The sequence below is a fragment of the Candidatus Tumulicola sp. genome (assembly GCA_036490475.1).
Taxonomy (GTDB): domain Bacteria; phylum Vulcanimicrobiota; class Vulcanimicrobiia; order Vulcanimicrobiales; family Vulcanimicrobiaceae; genus Tumulicola.
This window is the reverse complement of record DASXDT010000006.1, coordinates 1189822-1210340: the sequence shown is the minus strand read 5'-3', so window position 1 is coordinate 1210340 and position 20519 is coordinate 1189822. Positions and strand designations below refer to the sequence as shown.

The 20519-nt window shown below is 61.3% G+C and carries 24 protein-coding genes; 11 read left to right on the top strand and 13 right to left on the bottom strand.

From position 1 onward, the window contains the following. Positions 1–43 precede the first annotated feature (43 nt). The 4 genes from VGF98_13325 to VGF98_13310 are packed head-to-tail and all read left to right on the top strand — an operon-like array spanning position 44 to position 2905. Positions 44–643, top strand: a complete 600-nt coding sequence (locus VGF98_13325) for an ABC transporter permease subunit (protein ID HEY1682619.1) — start codon at positions 44–46, stop codon at positions 641–643. Then, complete coding sequence (locus VGF98_13320; protein HEY1682618.1) at positions 640–1515, top strand: glycine betaine ABC transporter substrate-binding protein; 876 nt, start codon at positions 640–642, stop codon at positions 1513–1515. Before VGF98_13325 ends, VGF98_13320 begins: the two co-directional genes overlap by 4 nt. Then, positions 1512–2297, top strand: a complete 786-nt coding sequence (locus VGF98_13315) for an ATP-binding cassette domain-containing protein (protein HEY1682617.1) — start codon at positions 1512–1514, stop codon at positions 2295–2297. The genes VGF98_13320 and VGF98_13315 overlap by 4 nt, the downstream gene beginning before the upstream one ends. Next, positions 2294–2905 carry an ABC transporter permease gene (locus tag VGF98_13310; protein HEY1682616.1) on the top strand — a complete coding sequence of 204 codons (612 nt, stop codon included), beginning with the start codon at positions 2294–2296 and terminating at the stop codon, positions 2903–2905. The genes VGF98_13315 and VGF98_13310 overlap by 4 nt, the downstream gene beginning before the upstream one ends. Here the strand turns inward: VGF98_13310 and VGF98_13305 are convergent, their stop codons facing one another. The 7 genes from VGF98_13305 to VGF98_13275 form a co-directional block, all read right to left on the bottom strand. Further along, a complete protein-coding gene (locus VGF98_13305; GenBank protein HEY1682615.1) occupies positions 2906–4531 on the bottom strand; it encodes a multicopper oxidase domain-containing protein in 1626 nt (541 codons plus the stop codon). An 82-nt stretch (positions 4532–4613) separates the two neighbouring features. Next, positions 4614–5531, bottom strand: a complete 918-nt coding sequence (locus tag VGF98_13300) for a hypothetical protein (GenBank protein ID HEY1682614.1) — start codon at positions 5529–5531, stop codon at positions 4614–4616. 106 nt (positions 5532–5637) lie between these two features. Then, positions 5638–6675 carry an ATP-dependent DNA ligase gene (locus VGF98_13295; GenBank protein ID HEY1682613.1) on the bottom strand — a complete coding sequence of 346 codons (1038 nt, stop codon included), beginning with the start codon at positions 6673–6675 and terminating at the stop codon, positions 5638–5640. Positions 6676–6701: 26 nt separating this feature from the next. Further along, positions 6702–7655: an L-histidine N(alpha)-methyltransferase gene (egtD, locus tag VGF98_13290; protein ID HEY1682612.1), complete on the bottom strand. Its 954-nt coding sequence runs from the start codon at positions 7653–7655 to the stop codon at positions 6702–6704. Positions 7656–7770: 115 nt separating this feature from the next. Next, the gene (locus VGF98_13285; protein HEY1682611.1) at positions 7771–9168 is read right to left on the bottom strand and encodes an amino acid permease; all 1398 of its coding nucleotides are present in this window, start codon (positions 9166–9168) and stop codon (positions 7771–7773) included. Between the two features lies 1 nt (position 9169). Then, a complete protein-coding gene (locus VGF98_13280) occupies positions 9170–9643 on the bottom strand; it encodes a hypothetical protein (protein ID HEY1682610.1) in 474 nt (157 codons plus the stop codon). Between the two features lie 45 nt (positions 9644–9688). Continuing rightward, complete coding sequence (locus VGF98_13275; GenBank protein ID HEY1682609.1) at positions 9689–10249, bottom strand: lytic transglycosylase domain-containing protein; 561 nt, start codon at positions 10247–10249, stop codon at positions 9689–9691. 101 nt (positions 10250–10350) lie between these two features. Here VGF98_13275 and VGF98_13270 point away from each other — a divergent pair, with 101 nt between their 5' ends. Together VGF98_13270 and VGF98_13265 are read left to right on the top strand one after the other, a co-directional pair. Continuing rightward, entirely contained in the window at positions 10351–10896 is a 546-nt protein-coding gene (locus tag VGF98_13270; GenBank protein HEY1682608.1) for a hypothetical protein, read from the top strand. An 11-nt stretch (positions 10897–10907) separates the two neighbouring features. Further along, positions 10908–12101: a glycosyltransferase gene (locus VGF98_13265; GenBank protein ID HEY1682607.1), complete on the top strand. Its 1194-nt coding sequence runs from the start codon at positions 10908–10910 to the stop codon at positions 12099–12101. Here VGF98_13265 and VGF98_13260 read toward each other — a convergent pair. Further along, the gene (locus VGF98_13260) at positions 12098–13072 is read right to left on the bottom strand and encodes an ROK family protein (protein ID HEY1682606.1); all 975 of its coding nucleotides are present in this window, start codon (positions 13070–13072) and stop codon (positions 12098–12100) included. The genes VGF98_13265 and VGF98_13260 overlap by 4 nt on opposite strands. 61 nt (positions 13073–13133) lie before the next feature. On the opposite strand from VGF98_13260, the gene VGF98_13255 reads away from it, so the two are divergent. The 5 genes from VGF98_13255 to VGF98_13235 are packed head-to-tail and all read left to right on the top strand — an operon-like array spanning position 13134 to position 16401. Beyond that, positions 13134–13817, top strand: coding sequence for a YkgJ family cysteine cluster protein (locus VGF98_13255; GenBank protein ID HEY1682605.1), 684 nt, complete (start codon positions 13134–13136; stop codon positions 13815–13817). A gap of 33 nt (positions 13818–13850) precedes the next feature. Then, on the top strand, positions 13851–14735 hold the full coding sequence (locus tag VGF98_13250) for an alpha/beta hydrolase (GenBank protein HEY1682604.1): 885 nt from the start codon (positions 13851–13853) through the stop codon (positions 14733–14735). Positions 14736–14738: 3 nt separating this feature from the next. Beyond that, a complete protein-coding gene (locus tag VGF98_13245; protein HEY1682603.1) occupies positions 14739–15161 on the top strand; it encodes a hypothetical protein in 423 nt (140 codons plus the stop codon). Between the two features lie 4 nt (positions 15162–15165). Beyond that, positions 15166–15738: a peroxidase-related enzyme gene (locus VGF98_13240; protein ID HEY1682602.1), complete on the top strand. Its 573-nt coding sequence runs from the start codon at positions 15166–15168 to the stop codon at positions 15736–15738. A gap of 9 nt (positions 15739–15747) precedes the next feature. Then, positions 15748–16401 carry a hypothetical protein gene (locus VGF98_13235; protein HEY1682601.1) on the top strand — a complete coding sequence of 218 codons (654 nt, stop codon included), beginning with the start codon at positions 15748–15750 and terminating at the stop codon, positions 16399–16401. 199 nt (positions 16402–16600) lie between these two features. On the opposite strand, the gene VGF98_13230 is transcribed toward VGF98_13235, so the two are convergent. The 5 genes from VGF98_13230 to VGF98_13210 all read right to left on the bottom strand — a co-directional run bounded on the left by VGF98_13230 (position 16601) and on the right by VGF98_13210 (position 20406). Next, the gene (locus VGF98_13230) at positions 16601–16915 is read right to left on the bottom strand and encodes a hypothetical protein (protein HEY1682600.1); all 315 of its coding nucleotides are present in this window, start codon (positions 16913–16915) and stop codon (positions 16601–16603) included. 76 nt (positions 16916–16991) lie between these two features. After that, on the bottom strand, positions 16992–17948 hold the full coding sequence (locus tag VGF98_13225; protein ID HEY1682599.1) for a pyridoxal-phosphate dependent enzyme: 957 nt from the start codon (positions 17946–17948) through the stop codon (positions 16992–16994). A gap of 19 nt (positions 17949–17967) precedes the next feature. After that, a complete protein-coding gene (locus VGF98_13220) occupies positions 17968–18354 on the bottom strand; it encodes a hypothetical protein (protein HEY1682598.1) in 387 nt (128 codons plus the stop codon). After that, complete coding sequence (locus VGF98_13215; protein ID HEY1682597.1) at positions 18354–19949, bottom strand: peptide chain release factor 3; 1596 nt, start codon at positions 19947–19949, stop codon at positions 18354–18356. Before VGF98_13215 ends, VGF98_13220 begins: the two co-directional genes overlap by 1 nt. A 16-nt stretch (positions 19950–19965) precedes the next feature. Beyond that, the gene (locus tag VGF98_13210) at positions 19966–20406 is read right to left on the bottom strand and encodes a hypothetical protein (GenBank protein HEY1682596.1); all 441 of its coding nucleotides are present in this window, start codon (positions 20404–20406) and stop codon (positions 19966–19968) included. Positions 20407–20519 lie beyond the last annotated feature (113 nt).

The window sequence follows — 20519 nt, the reverse complement described above, 5'->3', positions numbered from 1 at the left end:
GCTTTGACGGGTTTCGCCCCGGCCGGGCAAAACTCTAGCGGCAATGTGGAGCGATCTGGCCGCGCATGCGGTAACGCATGTGTACCTAGCGGGCTCCGCTCTGCTCTTGGCACTCGTGGCCGGCATCCCACTCGGCATCGCTTCTGCGCTTCTGCGGCCGCTCCGTAGCCCGGCGCTGGCCTTGGCAGGCATCGGGCGCACCCTCCCAAGCTTGGCGGTGCTGATGCTCTTGCTTCCGATGCTCGGCGTCGGGTCGGCCCCGGCCATTGTGGCGCTCGCACTCCTGGCCGCTCCCCCGATCCTGATCGCCGTCGATGCCGGGATCCGCGCCGTGCCGGCAGCCGCGCTCGATGCAGCCTTAGGCATGGGCATGCGGCCGTCGCAGACGTTCGGCCGGGTTGTCGTGCCTCTGGCGCTGCCGGTTGCATTTTCGGGCGTACGAACGGCCGCGACGGAGACGATCGCCAGCGCCACCCTGGCCACGTTCGTGGGTGCCGGGGGTCTCGGCGACCTGATCGTTCGCGGCATGCAAACCGGCGATACGGTCGCGCTCATTTCCGGGGCCGCAACGGTCGCGCTCCTAGCGTTGGCGGTCGAACTGGCCCTGGGTCGCGCGGCAGTGCGGATCGAGGCGCGAGCATGACCGTCTCGCGGCGTGACGCGCTGGCGTATCTCGCGGGTGCGGCCGCGCTTTCGGCTTGCGGAACGCGCAAGAACATTCGTGTGGGCTCGAAGAACTTCACCGAATCGTTCGTGATCGCCGAAATCTACGCGCAAGCGCTCGAGCGATCCGGTTTGCCGGTCGACCGGCGTTTCAATCTCGGCTCGACCCAGATCGCGTTGGCCGCGATGCGCCGCGGCGATATCGATCTCTATCCTGAATACACGGGAACGGCCGCGATCGACGTGCTGCACTTACCGCCGATGCACGATCCGGTGCAGTTGTATCGCACGGTGGCGCGCGAGTTCGCGGAACGATACGACTTATTTTGGCTAACGCCGTCGCCGATGAACGACTCACAGGGCTTGGCGGTCACCAGCGATTTCGCCAAACGCGAACGCATCGAAACGCTGTCGCAGTTAGCGCCGGTCGCATCGCGGTTTCGCCTAGCGACGATCCAAGAATTCGTCGTGCGCCCGGACGGCATACCCGGCCTGCAGAAATTGTACGGCGGATTTGTGTTCCGCGAAGTGCGTACGTACGATATCGCGCTGAAATATCGGGCTCTGCTTGAAGGCAAAGCCGACGTCGCGAGCGCCTTTACGACCGACGGAGCGATCGCCGTCGATCGTCTGACGGTGTTGCGCGACGATCGCAAGCTGTGGCCGCCGTATAACGTAGCGCCCGTCGTTCGGAAACAAACGCTGCAAACGCAACCGCACGTCGCACGCGTTCTCGACCGCGTTTCGCCCGCGATTACCGACACGGTCGCGCGGCAGATGAACGCCGCAGTCGAATCCGGCCAGGATCCGAGCGACGTCGCGGCCGCGTTTCTCAAGGGAGTTTCCACGTGAGCGCGGCCGATATTCTGTTCGAAGACGTGCGCGTGCGCTATGCGGGCAGCGAAACGTTTGCAGTCGACGGGGTGACCCTATCGGTCGAAGCCGGCGAGCTCGTGGTGTTACTCGGTCCATCCGGTTGCGGCAAATCGACATTGCTGCGAACCGTCAATCGTCTTGTGACGCCGTACGGCGGCCGGGTGCTGGTAGGCGATAAGGACGTCGCGTCGCTCGATGCGGTCGAATTGCGCCGAAGCATCGGCTACGCGATTCAGGCCGTCGGTTTGTTCGCACACATGACGGTCGCGGAGAACGTCGCGATCGTGCCGACGCTACTGGGCTGGTCCCGTGCCGACATCGACGCACGAGTCGACGAGCTGTTGCTGTTGATCGATCTGGCACCGCAAACATTTCGCAATCGCCGGCCGCGCGAGCTGTCCGGCGGTCAGGCGCAGCGCGTGGGCGTGGCGCGCGCCATCGCTGGCAAACCGGGCGTGTTGCTGATGGACGAGCCGTTCGGCGCGGTCGACGCGATCGTGCGTCAATCGCTGCAGCGCGAGCTGGTTCGTATCGTGCGCACGCTCAAGACGACGACGCTGTTCGTGACGCACGACGTTTCCGAAGCGCTGCTACTGGCCGATCGCGTCGTGGTGATGCGCGAAGGCCGCGTCGAACAATCGGCTCCGCCGGACGAACTGCTGGACGCGCCGGCGACGCAATACGTGCGCGATCTCGTGCGTGCCGGCGACGACGTCTACCGCCGGTACTATCTACACTTGCGCGACGAGCTGCGATGACGTACGCAGTCACCCATTTCGGAAAAATCGCCTGGCTGACGCTCGCGCATGCCGAGCTAGTATTCGTTTCGCTCGCTGCAGCTTCGCTGATCGCGGTACCGCTTGGCGTGTGGGCGGCGCGCCGTCCGCACGCGGGCGTCTGGATTCTCGGGACGCTCGGAGCGCTGTACACCATTCCCAGCCTGGCATTGTTGGCGCTGCTGGTGCAAGCGGTCGGTTTAGGCTTTTCGCCGATTTTCGCGGCGCTGGTCGTGTACGCGCAGTTCATGCTGGCGCGCAGCGTTGCGGTCGGTATCCGCGGCGTCGACCCGGCGCAACGCGACGCTGCAAACGGCCTCGGGATGTCGCCGATGCAGCGTCTCGTTCGCGTCGAATTTCCGCTCGCGTTACCGATCGTACTTTCGGGCGTGCGCGTCGCGGCCATCGCCGCGATCGCGATCGCGACGTTAGGCGGTTACGTCGGCGGCGGCGGATTAGGCGTCTTAATTTTTAACGGGCTGACGTTACATCAGCCCGCTATGATCGTTAGCGGCAGCATTGCCGCTTCGGTGCTCGCGATTCTTACGGACGGCACGCTTCGATTTGCAGAGCGCGCCGTCCGGACGTAACTAGATGACTTGGATCTTCGCCATCATGCCGCTATCTTCGTGGTCGACGATGTGGCAATGGAAGACGAACGTACCTTTGATGTTTTTATCGCGGAAATCCAGCAACGCATCGATATAGCCCGGCGTGCCGTTGAGACCCCGCTTGCTGCGATGCGGGATGATGACGCTATCCGCCCAGTACGGATGTTGCACCTTAACGCCGTTAATCGAGGTGACCAAGAAGTGAATTTGGTGGATGTGAAAGTCGTGAATCTCCTTGGTAACGTTGATGATATGCCAGTGCTCGATCGTTCCGACCTTGGCCGTGAACATCGGCTGATCGTTGGGTTTGAAGTACTTGCCGTTAATGAAGAAATGCACCGGACCTTCGCTAAACACCACTCGCCGCGTGACCGACGGGGCCGGGAGCGCCGACGAATACGCATTGTCCGGAAGCGTGCCCGGGGCGACGGTTAGCGCCATCGGATGCTGCATCCCACCCCGATGCTTCGGCGGGGTGAGGTTGCCCAACACGAGCCCCGGATCTGGATCGCCATTGGGTCCGGTGTCGTAGCAATCGCTGCGGAACTTTGCGCTTCCGCTAGCCGGACCGGTGACGACGAATTCGGCACGTGCGGCCGCCGGAACGATGATGTACTTCTCGGTGATCGTCGAAGGCGTTCCCGGATAGCTGTCGAGGGCGTAACCGTCGACCGCAACGAGTTGCAGCGATTCCCCGTCGATCTCGAGCTTCAACGTCTTGTGGCCGGACGCGTTGACCACGCGGAAGAACTGCTGCTCTCCCGGTGCGATCGTAATGTCGGGATGCAAAGCGCCGTTAAGGGTGGTCGTCAAACCCGTATCGGGACCGCAGGGCGTTTTATTGCTGTGGTTGGGACGCGCGTCGGCCTGCATCGACGGATCGCTATCGTCCGAATCCATGCCTTGCATGCCGTCCATTTCAGTCGGGCTGCCCGGGTTCGGCTGTATCGTGTTACCGATGCCGGTCGAGCGCACGATGATCAGGCGTTCTTTCATTTTGGCGAGCGCCGGAATGTGGCGCTCTAAGCCGTTAACGATGATCGCGCCGGACATTCCGCCTTCGCCGACCTGATAGTTTACGACACCGTGAATATGCGGGTGATACCAATAAAGTCCCGGCTCTTGCCACTTCGGGACGTGCACGACATAGTGCAGCTTCTGTCCGGGTCCGGCCATCGTGTCGAGCACGTCGTCGCCCGGAGCGTTCGGCGAAACGACGAGTCCGTGAAAGTGCAAGTTGATGTCGTCGGACATGCTCCCTTTGACGGGCTGCATTTCGTTGTCGACGTTGACCACGATCGTGTCGCCGGGATTGACTCGGATCGTCGGGATGACGTTGTGCTGTCCCTGATAGTCGAATCCCGGAAATCCGGTAGCCGGATTGATGGTCGTGACGAGGTCGAGCTTCGCGATGCCATTGACCGAACTCACGGTAGGCGGCTGCGGCAGCTCATTGACGTCGACATCCGGGTTCGTGCGACCGTTGGTAACGCCGAACGCGTTTCCGGTGGCCGGTGGGACGAGGGCGCTGGGTCCGCTCGATCCGCCGTTGCAGCCGGCTAACATTGCGAACGCCACCGCAAAAGAAAGTACGCTTCGTTTCATGCCGGGATCCCTCAGTGCGGAGATTGTAAAAGAGGGCGCGGCGCTTGCCGCACCCTCTCACGGTGTACCTAGAACCTGGAGTTTACTTGGACTTCTGGTAGCTGTGGACGCAGCTGCTGGTCGCATTGCTCCACATCGGCTGAGAGGCAAACTGATTCTGTCCGAACGTGTCGTTCTCGATGTCCTGCCACGCGCAGATGTCGCCGATTTCGCCCCACTGGTTGCTGTAATAGCCGCTCGGCGGATTCGGATCGGTCACGGACTCGCCGTACTCGTGGCCTTCGACGATCGTCGTGCCGACGTTTTCGCTGGTCTCGCCGGCCGGCGGCGTGATGATGCCCGCGCCGCAGCTCTGTCCGGCGTCCGGAATGTACGGAAGATTGGTGTACGAGACGAGATTGCCGCTGCTGCTCGTCGCGCTGTGATACGCGCAATATGACGAGCCGAAGCCCGAGCTATTGTGACCGTGCGCCGTAACGACGACGTACGAAGCGTTTGCATCGTAACCGAAGTGCTTCACGCCGAGAACCGATTCGGCCGCAACTTGTCCGTCGGTCGGGTTGGCCGGGATGGCATTCTTGTTGTCCATCCAGAATTTGCCGTTCTGGTTCTTCGGGTTTTTGATGAACTTCTTGGTGCCTTGGTACTGCGTATAGATGTTGTTGTACGGGCTGCCACCGATCGACGCTTGGTACGATTCGAGCAGCTTGGCGACGCCATTCGGATCTCCGGCTTGCTTGAAGCCCCAGAAAATCAGGAACATCTTCGGCTTGTACAGTAAGGCTCCGCCACCGTATACGGCGTTGGAGTATTGCGGACGAGCGTTATTTACGTTATTAACGGTCGGCATGTAAATCTTTTGGTGGGTTTGGACTGCGTCGCTCTGACCGGCGATCGCTGGTCCGGACATTGGGGCTACACCGGAACTGCCGGCACAACCGGCCGCCGCCAGCGTTGCCGCGCATGCGAAGATGCCGGCAAGCCGCGAAACATTATGCATTCGCGAGACTCCTCATTGGGGTTTGAAAGAGGTGAAGGGACTCTCAGTTTTCTCTAAGGGGCCATACCCCCTGTTAACGTCGTACCTATCGTAAACGTCTCGGGCCCTAACGAGCATGGCGCTCGGTTGTATCTTTCGGCTGTAACAGTTGCTCGATCGTACATTGCTCCGGCGCCTTATCCGGGCGCCACCGAATAAGCTTTGAGGCGTGCCTAAATCTTCTGGCCGTGACGTGATCGAACGTAATCTCGACCACGATCGCAGGATCCACCGGCACCCAGGCGGCCGATTGCGGGTCCTTGCGCCAACGGCTCGGACCGCCCGGCGCAGCACCGCTGAACCCGGAGCCGCCGGCCAACGGTTCGAGCAAGGCTGCCGCCCGCTGCCGCTGCTCGGCGCTCATGCTTCCAACAAATCCGACGTGATCGAGTTCGTCGCCGTCGTACAGCCCGAGGAGGAGCGACGCAATCTTGCCATCGGGCGATCGACGAAAGCCACCGACTACGCAGTCTGCAGTATAGATACGTTTGATCTTTACCACCGCGTCGCGCGATCCGAACGCGTACGGCGCGTCGACGCGTTTTGCGATCACTCCGTCGAGCCGTGCGGTATCGCCCGCGAGCCATCGACGCGCGATGTCGACGTCCGTCGTTGCCGGCGACGGTGCGAACGTGCCACCGTCTGCGAACGAACGCGCAAAGCGCTCGAGTTCGATGCGACGGCGTTGTAGCGGCCACTCGTAACAACGTTCGCCGCTAGCATTCACGAGCAAATCGAACGCGGCGTAACGAGCCGGAGTCTCGACCGCTAATCGCGCGACGCGACTGGCCGCCGGATGGATTCGTTGCAGCAGCGCGTCGAAATCGAATCCGGCGTCGAGTTCGATGTAGATCTCACCATCGAGTACGAAGCGGCCGGCATCGACGGCCAACGCAGCTGCAACGAGCTCGGGGAAATAGCGCGTGAGCGACTGACCCGACTTCGATTCCAACTCCACATTACCAGCGCTGCGAAATACGAGGCAGCGAAACCCGTCCCATTTCGGTTCGTACTGCCATTCGTCTCCGATCGGAATCTTTGCAGCTTGGCGCGATTCCATCGGCTCGACGGGCGGCTGCAAGGGCAGATCGTCAAACGTCGACATCGAGTTTCCTCGCTATGGAATTCGCTTTACGCTTTGATCAGTAGCCGGACGCCAAATCGCTTTTGCCGATCGTGCCACGTCTTGCCGGCTGTAAAGCCTGCGGCGGCGCCCAAACGCGCGACATCGTCGTCCGAAAATTTGTATGAAGATTCGGTGTGAAGGAGTTCGCCCGCCGCAAAATTGATTTCGATGCCGGCTTTGCGCAATAGCACCGTTGCCGGCGCCTGCGCTTCGAGAAACGAATCGACGCTGCCGCGACTGTGGTCGTAGCGTACGATGTGTTTGAAGTTACGCAGATCGAAGTCTGCATCGAGCTCGCGATTGATGCGCGCCAACACATTTTTGCTGAATGCGGCGGTGATGCCGGGCGGGTCGTCGTAAGCGCGCTCGAGCATATCGACATCTTTCTTGAGGTCGACTCCGAGCAGCAGCGCATCCCCCTTACGCAGTGCACCAGCCAGTAACTCGAGAACGCGCATCGCGTCCGGCGGTTCGTAGTTGCCGATATTTGCTCCCATGAACATGGCAAGCGTGCGCCGTTCGAGTTGCAGTTTTGGCGACGCTAGCACATCGAAGTAGTCGCCGGCGTACGCGCGGATCGATAGCTTTGGAAACGACTCGACGAGAGCTAACGACGACGTACGTAACGCTTCGGTCGATATGTCGATGGGACTATACCGCAAACGATCTTGTACGCGCAGCGCTTCGGCGATCAGTACCCGCGTTTTTGCGGCGCTGCCGCTTCCGGCTTCCAAAAAGTCGATGGGCTCGCCCAGCATCCGGACGATTTCCCATCCCCAGTCGCGCAGAATCTCGGTCTCCGCCGCCGTCAGATAATATTCGGGCATACGCGTGATCGCGTCGAACAACGCCGATCCGACATCGTCGTACAGATACTTGGATGACAGACGCTTGGGTGAGGACGTCAGTCCCTCCGTTACGTCGCGGGCGAACGATCGGGTAGCGTGTGAACGCGGCACCTCGATTAGTTCGAAACGGTCCGAGACCGCGGGGTCGGCGCTTGGCATAGGCCCTCCGTGCGGCGGATTATACCACGGCGACCGCGCGGACAACCTGCAGGCCCCTGTTTGACTGCTAAATTTTGCGCAGGCGCGATTGCCGGTACCCGTAAAACGCGTAGATCACGATGCCGATCGACAACCATGCGGCATAGCGAATCCACGTGGCCGCTTGCAGACCCGTAATTAGATAGAGGCATGCGACGGCCCCGGCGATCGCAATGACCGGCAACAGCGGCGCACGAAACGGGCGTACGGCCGATGCATCGGTAATTCTTAATAGTAATACGCCGCCGCAAACGATGGCGAATGCTGCCAGCGTTCCGATGTTGACGAGCGTGAGCAAATCGGTAAGCGGCAGCACGGCGGCGAGAATCGCGACCACGCAACCGGTAATCAGCGTCATGCGGGCCGGCGTGCGAAATCTCGGATGGATCCGCGCGACACCGGGCGGCAACATCCGGTCGCGCGCCATGACGTAGAAGATGCGCACCTGTCCGAGCAACGACGTGAGCATGACCGTCATATTGCCGGCTACGCCACCCAACGCCACGATCCAGTAGATCGCCGAATTGTGATCGACCGCCGACAACGCGTCGAGCATCGCCGCGCCCTCGGATAAACGATCGTACCGCACGACGCCAACGGTACAAACCGCGAGCGCGACGTACAACGCCCCGCCGATGACGAGCGCCAGCAAAATACCGATCGGCACGTCGCGCTGCGGATGTTTTGCTTCTTCGGATGCGACCGTGACCGTATCGAATCCGATGTATGCGAAGAACACGAGCGCCGTGCTCGACAGCACGCCGCTATATCCCATCGGCGCGAACGGAACCAGATGCGTTGGCCGCACCGCGTGCGCCGTGACCGCGACGAATACCAGCATAGCAACTATTTGTGCCACGACCAGCGCACCGTTGACGGTCGCCGATTCACGAATTCCAATCGCGACGAGCAGCGTGATCATCAGCGTAACCAGCGAAGCGACGACGTCGATTTGCCAATGGGCCACGCCGACGTGCGCGGTCTGCGCCCAGAACGGTAACGAGATACCGCTTCCGGCGAGACCGTGTTGCAGATAATCCGACAGCGACGACGCCGTCGGCGCTAGCGACAATCCGTACTCGAGGATGAGATCCCAACCGATCACCCATGCGACCAGCTCGCCCAGGGTCGCGTAGGCGTAGGTATACGCGCTGCCTGCGACCGGAACCATCGATGCGAACTCGGCGTAGCACAGTGCGACGCAGGCGCACACCAAACCGCTCGCGACGTACGCCGCGATCACCGCCGGACCGGCCGCATGCGCGCCGGCGCCGAGTGTTGGAAAGATACCGCCGAGCATCGTCCCGAGGCCGATCGCGGCGAGCGCCGGCCATCCGAGCGCACGCCGCAATGCCGGGCCATCGCTGCGGCCCGAAATCGACTGCAGCGGCTGGCGGGCGAATAGCCGCGCGAAGCCGCCGGTCACGTTATTTCTTCGGGCAGAGTTCGCTGATGGCGGCCGTCGCGTTCGGATCGGCCGGCGTATCGGCGCGATGCACGTAGACGGCGAAGTACGTCGCGCCTCCAGTGGTCGTCATCACGGTCGTCGCATCGATGTCTCTGGACGTTCCATTCGACTCGCTCTTTGCTCTCAACGTAAACTGTTGAGCCGGTTGATTGTCGCAGATGGTGAGATCTTTACGCGATTCGATCTGCGCGTCCTTAAGGTTGGCCGACTGAAACACGTCGGAGGTATTAATCGGCTTCGGAGAGCGGTACAGCATCAACACTTCTCCGTCGCGCGGACTCTTCCAAAACTGCATGAAGCCGGCGATCCCGGGAGACGAGCTCCAGTTCTTTGGGGCTTCAAACGTAATGTTTTCCGCGGGGCTCGAGGTCAAGCCGCAACCGCCGGTTAGCAGCGCCGCCGCTGCGGCGGCGATCGAAACGATTCGATTCATGTAACTCTCCTTCGTAGCTGCGCGCGTCGTTCAACCAAGCGAGGGCTAGTGCCTCGAACGGTGCGGTGGATGCTCGTACGATCGAATGCGCGCCCACCGGTCGAAAATCGTGGCGATGTAGTCGATCGTTTCCGGATACGGCGGAACGCCGCGATACTTCGCCACGGCGCCCGGACCCGCGTTATAGGCTGCCAGCGCCGCCGAATAGTTATCGACGTAGCGGCCGGCGTAGGCCACGATATAGCCGTGTAGCAGTGCCGCCGCGCCATCGATGGCTTGCTCGGGGTCGCGCGGGTCGAGCCCAATTCCCGCAGCCGTGGACGGCATGAACTGCGCGATGCCGATGGCCCCCGCCGAGGACACCGCATCGGCATCGTAGGCCGATTCTTGCAGTAACGTCGCGGCCAAAAATTCGGATGGCAAGCCCCGTTCCCGGGCAGCGTCAGTTGTGCGTATGGCGAGGTGCAGCGCTTCGACCGGCTCTATACGCGAATTGGTGTGCAACAAGGCGCGCGCGATCGCCAACTCGGCAAAGGTCGTAGGGCCGCCATCGCGCAGCGGAGCCGCGCCCTTCAACGGTTCGAACGATATTGTATTCGGACGCATTCGAACGTAATTTGAAAGACGACTGAGCCGGGCGGGCGGCGAAGACGCACCTTGCCCCGATCCGCAACTTGCCGCAGCTAAAACGAGTATCAAAGGAGCAAATGCTTTCATCGATATCGAGCACGATTGTAGCAGCCGCCCTCGTGCTGATCGCCGGCGATTTTGCATCCACATTTTTCTACCACGTTCCACAGCATCTGTGGTTCACGCTGCACCTGCGAACCCATCACGACAAGCGCCGTTCGTACTGGGACCACGCGGTGCTGTCGATCGATCCGTATGTGATGCTCGACGGCATCTTGGGAGCGGTCCCGTACCTATTGATCGCGGCAGTGGTCTGCCGGTTGTCATGGCCCGGAGCGCTGCTCGGTCTGGGTATCGGCCAACTGCACGTCTGGTGGCGGCACACGACCCAAATCGGCTGGGAAACTCCAGCGGCAGTCCAGCGCTTGCTTCGCCCCTTAGGGGTCGTGCTGCCCGAGGACCACGAGGGCCACCACCGAAATCCTGAGATCGAGTTTGGCGATATCTTTCGCTTCTACGACGCTCCGGCTCGAGCACTCATCGCCTTTTTGGCGCCGACCAGCCGGCGAACGCGAAACGCCAGCATACGGCGGTCTTCCAGGAAGGCGCCGGTGCGAGCCTAACGGGAGAGCGAATGACCAATCGGGCGATGTTCCTGATCTCCGATACCGGCGGAGGCCACCGCAGCGCGGCCAATGCGATCACCGCGGCGCTGGACGAGATCACCGAACCCGCCTTCGAGCACCGGATCGACGACGTCGCCGCGCACTGCTCGTTCCCGCTCACCCAACTCGGTTTGGGCTACAGTATGGCCCTACGGTATGCGCCACCAGTCTATGGAGCGCTGTATTACGCGACCAACGGCCGCCGGCGATACAAAGCGCTCATCCGCTTCTGCGAACCACTCTACCGCGAACGTCTCCGCGACCTGTTCCTGGATTACAAGCCAAATGCCATCGTCTCGGTGCATCCGCTGCTCAATCACGCGGCGTTACGAGCGCGCGCCGACGCAGGCATGCAGCACGTTCCAGTCATCACGGTCATTACCGATCTGGGCAAGGTGCACGAGTCGTGGCTGGTCCCGGACGCCGACGCGATCGTCGTGCCGGCCCGCGAAGTCTACCAGCGCGCACTTTCGCGCGGCGTGTCCCCATCAAGGTTACGGCTGCTGGGACATCCGATCCATCCGAAATTCGATGACGTGACCGGTACCAAGGCGCAACTGCGAGCGGCCCTGGGTTTGCCCGAGGATGCGTTCATCGTGATGCTGATGGCCGGCGGAGAAGGCGGCGGAAAACTGCTTTCCACGACGCTGGCTTTGGCTCGCGCGCGCTTGCCGATTCATATGGTGGTCGTATGCGGCCGCAACGATCATATGAAACAGAAGCTGACCGAAATGTCGGCCGGCCTGCCGACGCCGATCGACGTGCTTGGCTTTACGGACCAAATCCCGGAATATTTCCGCGCGGTCGATTTGCTGGTAACCAAGGCCGGCCCGGGCTCGCTGGCCGAGGCCAATGCAGCGCACCTGCCGGTCATCGTGTACGACTACGTGCCCGGTCAAGAACGCGGGAACGTCGATTTCGTGCGCCACAACGGCCTGGGTGCGGTGGCGTTGTCGGGAGCGCAAGAAGTCGTCGGCGCGGTGGCCGCGATGCTGCGCAAACCAGAACGGCTGATCGCGATCCGGCACAATCAAGAAGTCGTCGCACCGCGTCGAAGCTCGCGACGAATCGCGGCACTCATTGCGCAGATGGCGCGCGACGGCACGCTGCCGGCGGAAGACGAGCTCGACCAAGAGCCGCTTCGCCAAGTCGCCGGCGTTTAGCCGGGCGTCGCCGCCGACGTCGCAGCAGCCATCAATCCACCTCGAAAGACCATTTCAGCAGCGCCGGCTTGACCGGCGTTATTGCCGAGTTGCGCGATCACGATTCCCGTCGTCCCGCGGGGCACCATCGTCGTAAGATCGTCTACGCGTCCGGCGACAGCATCGATCAAGAAATCGCCGGCCGACGACATTCCGCCGCCCAACGCGATACGTTTCGGATTCACGAACGAGATGATGTTGGCTAACCCGATCGCCATATCCGACGTATAATTTTTCCAAGCAGCTAGCGCGTGCTTATCGCCAGATTGCGCCGCTTTCCGAATTTTCTTCGAGCTCAGCTTTTCGCGTGGAATGTCGAGCATCGTGCTGCGCGGAAACGAAGGTGCAACTGCGAAGGCGTGCCGTATCAGGCCGGTTCCGGATGCCTGTGCTTCAAAGCAACCGATCTTTCCGCAGGCGCATACGAAGCCGTCGTCCGGACGGATTTGATGGTGTCCGATTTCACCGGCGCCCCAACGATTACCCAACAGTAGCGTGTCGTTTGCGACGATTCCGCCGCCGATGCCCGTGCCGATCGTCAACATCACGAAATCGCCGGTTCCACGCCCAGCGCCGAAGGCGTGTTCGCCCAGCGTCGCGCAACGTGCGTCGTTTCCGACGAACACCGGCAATTTAAAGCGCGACCGTACGGCGCCACCGAGCGGCTCGTTGGTCCAGCCGAAGTTCGGGCTATACAGCACGGCACCCGACTCGGCGTCGATGTTGCCGGGCGATCCGATGCCGATGCCGGCTACCTTCGAACCGGCGTCCTTGAGGGCCGCGGTAACCTGCGTACTCAGCGCCTCCACCACCGCGTCGAACGCGAGGTCGTCGAGGTCTTGCTCGTGCGCGGCGTGAATCGTTCCGTCCTCGGTGACGACCGCCGCAGTAACGTGTGAGCCGCCTAAATCGATACCGATTGCAGTTCGCATGCTCGTATTGTTTGCGGCGGCCACAGGCCGCACCCGCAGAGCGGGGGAATCGGAATACATAATGGAGACGATCGACCTCATTAATCTTCGCGCCTATGCGAAACGCACGGGCCAGCCGACGCACCCCGAACTGCTCGACGCGCGCCCGATCGATCACGTCAATAAGATGGAGATCGACGAAGAACACGTCACGCTCGAGTTCGACGAGAAGACCACGAGATTCTATAACGCCAACGAAATCACGAAGCGCGAATGGATTTATAAATATAACGATGACGCCGAGTTCGTGCGCGCAGTTGGTAAGGTGATCGATCTCGCGCGCAAGCGTTTCAAGGAAATGCCGGAAAATATTGCGTGTCCGCCCGGATGCGCCGAGTGCTGCAGCGGTTACGAGCCGTTCGTCAGCAGATCCGACGTTCAACGGCTCGCCGATCACTTGGGTATGACCTACGACGACGTTCTTAACGAATACGTGGTTCAGCGTGAGTCGGCCGACGGCTTCCACGTGGGTTGGCTCCGCAAAGTCACCGAAGACGTGGCCGACAAGTGCGTATTCTTAATGGGATCGCGCAGTGGGCGGTATTACTGCGGCGTTTACGAAGGCCGGCCACACGATTGCCGCGACTTCACGCCGATCGGTTGTGACGACGTCGACGATTCGCTTCCGCGCCGGACCGATTGGAAACTGGGACCGGAGTTCAAACCGAAACATCCCGGACGTTCCAAGAACGGAAAACGCCTGTAAGGCATGCCGAGTCTCGGAGCTCACGCCGTCCGGATGATGATCCGGGTGATGCATGCCCTACCCGTCGCCCGAAAACTGGGCGGTCCGGGGATGGTATACAAATACCGGCGTGTCATCGGTCGCGGATCGCTGCTGTTCGGCCGCTTGCCGCGCGGCGTCACTCGACTTACGGTAAACGACGTCGACGCCGGCGTGCGTGGCGAGTGGATTCTTTCCGATAGTAGCGCGAACGCACGTGCGGTCGTGTATTATCTTCACGGCGGCGGCTTCGTAGCCGGATCGCCCGCGACGTATCGCACGCTTACCGGCGCGTTCTGCCGGCGCTGCAACGTGCGCGTGTTTGCACTCGATTATCGCTTGGCGCCCGAGCATCGGTTTCCAGCCGCGGTCGACGATGCAATCGCCGGGTATCGCTGGCTGCTCGCACAAAATGTTCCGGCGGGCGATATCGTTTTCGCCGGCGATTCGGCGGGCGGCGGTTTGGCGCTTTCGGCACTCATCGCTTTGCGCGATGCGGGCGATCCGCTACCGGCCGGCGCCGTGCTCATCGCTCCCTGGGTCGATCTCACCACTATTGCGGTTCGCAGGCCGGATACGGCAGCGGTGCCGTTGCGTGGGTCGGAGCGAGCCGCACAAGAGTATGTCGGCGACCGCCCGCTCGACCACCCATTAGCTTCAGGAATTTATTCCGATCTCAGCGGTTTGCCGCCGGTGATGATTCAGGCGAGCAATGGAGAGATGCTGCGCGACGATGCAGTTCGTCTCGATGCAAAGGCGCGCGGTGCCGGCGTCGAATCTAATCTACGGCTATGGGACGGCGTTCCGCACGTTTGGCACATTTTCGCAGGTTTGCGAGAATCGCGCGAAGCGTTCCGCGATATTTCGGCCTTTATCAGCTCCGTACTTCGAAAGGACTAATTCATGAATTCATACCTACGTTGCGCGGTCGCGGCGCTCGTCATCTCGGGACTCGCCTCGGCAGTCCCAGCGGTTGCTGCCGACAGCATGTCTACGATGGCCACGGCCACGGTCAAACTCGCCGCGCAAAACGGCTCGGGCGAAAACGGCACCGCGACGATTACGGAAGTCACCGGTGGAGTCAACGTGGTCATCGACCTCAAAGGCGCACCGGCCACGGCGCAACCGGCGCACATTCACACCGGCGCTTGCCCCAAACCGGGCGGCGTCAAATATCCGCTGACTAACGTCGTCGCCGGCGCTTCGAAAACGATGATCAAAGGCGTTACGCTCGCCGAGCTAACGGCATCGCCGATGTCGATCAATGTGCACGAGAGTGCGGCAGACATTCAAAAGTACGTCTCCTGCGGCGACATCACGAAGTAACGTAGTGGAAGGGGCCAGCGCGGCGTCTCGCTTCGGCGAACCCGAGGAAGCGGCGCTTCCGGAGGATATTCGAAGCGTTTACGAAGCGAATCGCGCGAAGATCGGATTCGTTCCGAACGTCTTTCGCGCGTACGCTCTGCGCCCCGAACATTTCCGCGCCTTCATGCAGTACCACGACGTGCTCATGAAGGGTGCAGGCGGTTTGTCGCGCGCCGAACGCGAGGCGATCGTGGTTGCGGTGTCCGCCGAAAACTGCTGCCAGTATTGCATGACTGCCCACGGCGCCGCTTTGCGCATTCTCGGCAAAGATCCTCAACTGGCCGAACAGATCGCTAACAACTGGCGTACCGCTCGAATCTCACCACGCTGGCGTGCGATGCTGGCGTTCGCCTCGCGCGTCAACGAACCGGGGTTCGCCGCGAGCGACGATGAGATCGCGGAGCTGCGCAGGGCCGGCTTCACCGATCGGACCATTTGGGATATCGCGGCGATCGCAGCATTCTTTGGATTCTCGAATCGCATGGCGGGCTTGATGGATATGCGCCCCAACGACGAATTCTACACGATGGGCCGCTAAGTACGGTCAATGAGCGACAGAAAAGACGGTAATCAAAAACTCGAGCGCGGGATTCGTACCGACCTCATCATCGCGCTCTGCGCACTGATGATTTCGAGCGTTGCGGCTTGCGCCTCGTGGTGGCAAGCCCGATTGCTGGTGGCTCAGACCGAGGTTCTGCAAGAGCAGCTCGGCGCGCAGGTTTGGCCGTACGTTTCGGATTCCGAGGGCATCAGCGGCAACACCGTCAGGATTCAACTCAGAAACGACGGGCTCGGACCGGCAATCATGCGCAGCTTTTCGATTTCGGTCGATGGCAAGGAGCAATCGAGTTATATCGGCGTGCTGCACGCGCTGTTGGGGCCGAACCTGATCAAACGGAGCCCGGTTGGCGACACGATGGAGATATCGATCGACAGCGGCAGTCCCGGAATGGTGATTCGCCCCGGAGAGAATGGTCTCGGGTTTTCCATTAAGAGCAAACATTTTGCAACGCAGCTTTTAACTGCTTCCCGGCGCATGGGCTTCAAACTTTGCTATTGTGCAATTATTCCGGGCAAATGTTGGTTGTTGTCGTCGGCGACGAGAATGGGGAATCCGATCGAACAGAAGTCATGTCCGGAGGTCACAAACGACCTCATGCACACCAACGCCGTTGCAGAACTAACGAATCACAATTTTTAAACTTCGTTAGCGATCTTTTTTAAGGCTCGCCTTCACCTGCCAGGGCAGCGGCGGAACGGACGAAGACGGACCGTCCGTTTTGGGTAGGTCGGGCGGAAGGGTGAAGTCGGGCCGCCTCGCTCCTTCCCGTAAGCTGCCGATCGTGAAGCGAATCACGCTCGTTCCTCCCCATTCTTTAGGGTGATCGAACCCTCGCGCTTCATGACTCGTTCCTTTCGACCTTGGCTTTTCTCGTATCGTCAATTATTTCCGAGGCTTCGAGCACCTCCATCGTAAGCACGTCCTTTATCGGTACGTAGAGCCCCGTTTGCCCGTCCATAGCGCGCACGAAAGCACGACGGGCAAAACAAACACCGTGATGAAAAGTTCTATCGCTTGTACGCCAGCCGCCGGCCAGGCGGTCCATCTCGTTGGCGGCAACATCCTGTGGCTTTTGCTCGCCTTGAGGTAGGCGAAGCTGACCGATTTTCCAAGCAATGAACCCAGGAAGTATGAATGCCGTGAATACTAGCACGTTCGCCGGACCTAACCACCCCGAATCGACTGGCATCTCATGGTCCGTGCCCGAGTTTGCGGGTGGAGAGCCGCGTCTAGCTTGCTATGGCCCTCGCGAACGTTGCGGCATCGACGTTGCCGCCGCTGATGACGACGCCGACGCGTTTACCGGCGAGCCCGGGAATGCGACGTTCGAGCATTGCGGCAAGACCGGCGGCACCGCTCGGCTCCATCACGAGCTTCATGCGCTCGAACGCAAAGCGCATCGCGCGCAGCAGTTCGTCGTCACTTACGGTAACGACATCGCTGACGTGTGACCGCGCGATCGCGAACGTGTGCTCGCCAGGCTGCGTGGTGCGAAGCCCGTCTGCGACCGTTGTGGGCACGGGTATCTCGATGCGGTCGTCGGCGCGCATCGAACGCGCGAAATCGTCGCCGGCTTGCGGCTCGACGCCATAGATCTCGATCGACGGATCGATCCCGTGCGCCGCGATACTCGTTCCGCTCATCAAACCGCCGCCACCGACCGGTGTGACGATCGCGTCGAGCTCGGCATCTTCCACCAACTCCAGGCCGACGGTTCCGGCACCCGCGATGATGCGGGGATCGTCGAACGGTGGAACGGCGATGGCCTCGCGTTCGTCCGCGATACGTTGCGCCAAGGCTTCGCGATCGTTGTTATTGCGATCGTAGAAGACAATCTCTGCGCCGTACTCGCGCGTCGCTTCGACCTTCACCGCCGGTGCGTCGCTGGGCATCACGATCGTCGCCGGCATCTCGAGCAGACGCGCGGCCAGCGCGACGCCTTGCGCGTGGTTGCCACTCGAAAATGCCACGACACCCGCGCGGCGCTGCGCTTCGCTCAGTTGCGATAGGAAGTTATAGGCGCCGCGAAACTTGAACGCGCCCATCCGCTGCAGGTTCTCGCACTTCAGCAGCACGACCGCGCCGCAACGCTCGTCCAACGTCCGCGAACGAGCGATTGGGGTGCGATGCGCGATGCCCGCGAGCCGCAATGCGGCCGCACGAACATCCTCGAACGATACGGCCATGCGGTTTGATTCCGCTACGTTAGGATGCGGCTGCAGGCTGTGCCGACGGTTGGGCCATGTGGAAGTTCCAGTTCACGACCTTGCCGTTTTCATCGAGTTGCATGTGCTCCACGTACGCGTGCTTTTCGAAGACCAGGTTGAAGCAATGCCATCCGGGGGCGCACCCATCGGTAAACTCCTTGATTGACTTCAACTTGCCCTGGGCGTTCAGTTCGTCGGACCATTCGGCGACCTTGATGCGCGGAATCGTAACGCCTTTCGCGATATCATTCTGAACCGGTCGCAAATCGTTGTTGATCACCGCATGCGTGATCGAATCGGCTTCGCGCTCGTTCTTATTTTGGAACGAACATCCGGCAACCGATGCGGCGCACGCGACGGCAACGAGAACTCGAGCGAACTTCACTATGAAACGACCTCCTCGGCTATTGCGGAAAATGCGACGAACTGAAGCTGCGGATTCCACTCTTGTGCGAGCCGCAAGCTCCATTCGCTCTCGAACAAACCGACCGGGTGCCCGTCCCAATCCTCGACGAGACGTGCGTTCGACGGCATCTGCGCCGACGCGATGCGCGCGGGGTCGCCGGTTACCCGGCGGGCGAGCGACAGGGCCATGCGATCGAAGACCGTTTTGGCGTTGTATTCCTCTTCCAAACGGTACTTGGCGACCTCGAACTGCAACTCGCCGACCACGGCGAGAATCGGTTCGGTCCGCGTCGAGCCGTACGGGTAGAACACTTGCACCGCTCCCTCTTCGCGCAACTGCGCGATGCCTTTTCCGAACGATTTGTAGCTCGCCGTATCCGTACTGCGCACTAAGGCGAAATGTTCCGGCTCGAAGGAGGGGATGGGTCCAAAATCGACCGGAGCGCCGTCGTACAGCGCATCGCCGATCGCGAAGACACCGGGATTGGCAAGACCGACTACGTCGCCAGCGTAGGCAGTGTCGATCGACGCACGCTCGTCGGCGAACAGTCGCATAGCACGCGACAAGCGCACCTCTTTGCCGGTGCGCGCGTTGCGCACGGTCATGTCGCGCTCGAACTTGCCCGAGCACACCCGCACGAATGCGATGCGATCGCGATGCCGCGGATCCATGTTGGCTTGAATTTTAAAGACGAAGCCGGTGAATTCGTCGTCGCCGGGTCCGACGCGTGACCGACGAGACGGCGGTGGCGCCATCGTTACGAAACGGTCGAGGAATGGGCGCACGCCAAAGTTGGTGACCGCGCTGCCGAAAAACACCGGCGATACTTCGCCGCGCAGCATGGCGTCGCGATCGAATGAAGCGCCCGCTCCGTCGAGCAGCGCCAGACCGTCGCGGAACTGCGCCAGCGTCGAATCGTCTGCTAAGCGTTGCAGCACCGCGTCGTCGCCGGCATCGACAACGCGTTCGGTCGCGCGCGTCGCGCCGTGCGCCGATCGTTCGAACACGTGCAATTCGCGCAGCTCGCGATCGTACACGCCGCGAAACGCATCGCCGCTCCCTAACGGCCAGTTCATCGGATACGCGCCGATGCCCAGCACGCTTTCGAGTTCGTCCAGCAGTTCTAGTGGATCGCGACTCGGGCGATCCAACTTGTTCATGAATGTAAAGAGCGGAATGCCGCGCTCGCGGCAGATTGCAAACAGCTTTTTCGTCTGCGGCTCGACGCCTTTGGCCGCGTCGATCAACATCACCGCGCTATCGGCGGCCAGCAGCGTGCGATACGTATCTTCGCCGAAATCTTGGTGACCCGGCGTATCGAGCAGGTTGAGCGTGTAGCCTTCGTATGGAAACTGCAACACGGTCGACGTGATCGAAATACCGCGTTCGCGTTCGAGCGCCATCCAGTCGCTCGCAGCCTGGCGTTGGCGCTTGCGCGCCGACACTTGGCCGGCAACATGAATAGCGCCGCCGTACAGCAGCAATTTTTCGGTCAGCGTCGTTTTGCCGGCGTCGGGATGCGAAATGATCGCAAACGATCGCCGTTTGGAGACTTCTTCTTCGATTTGATTCACAATTCGATTCGCCAGGCTAGTGTGGTTGGTAGACGCGCAGTTCGCCGCCGCCGCCCGTCGCTCGCAACAACGAAAGCCGGCCGGGCGAACGATATAAGGTCGCGGGCGGCGGGATGCGAAAAGCATCTCCTCCGCGTCGTACGTACACTTCGTCGCGGACCGCGAAAATCGTGCAGTCGGCGAACTTCAACCGTGCCGGCGATGCGACCCGTACCGAACCGACGGGCAGATGTCGGGACAAGAATGCCCGAGGGCCCGTATCGACCGACAGTTGCTCGAAGCACTCCGGAAGCGCCGACAGCGCCCACGGGGCATCGCCGGCTAAGGCCGATGGGAGCGGCGGCGTCGTCGATGCCTGCGGATTGGGCGCGCCTCCCCGCCCGTGGCCTTCGCCGACGTTGATACGCAGACGGTCGCGCAGCCCCCAACCCGCAACAACGATCGCCGTGGCGAGCACTAATACCGTCGCCAAAGCGAGGTAACGAAGCGCTAGCGATCCCCTTTCTGAGCAAACATGCCGGCCGGCATCGACTTGATACTGTCGGTAATCGCTGGCTGTTCCTGCGGATC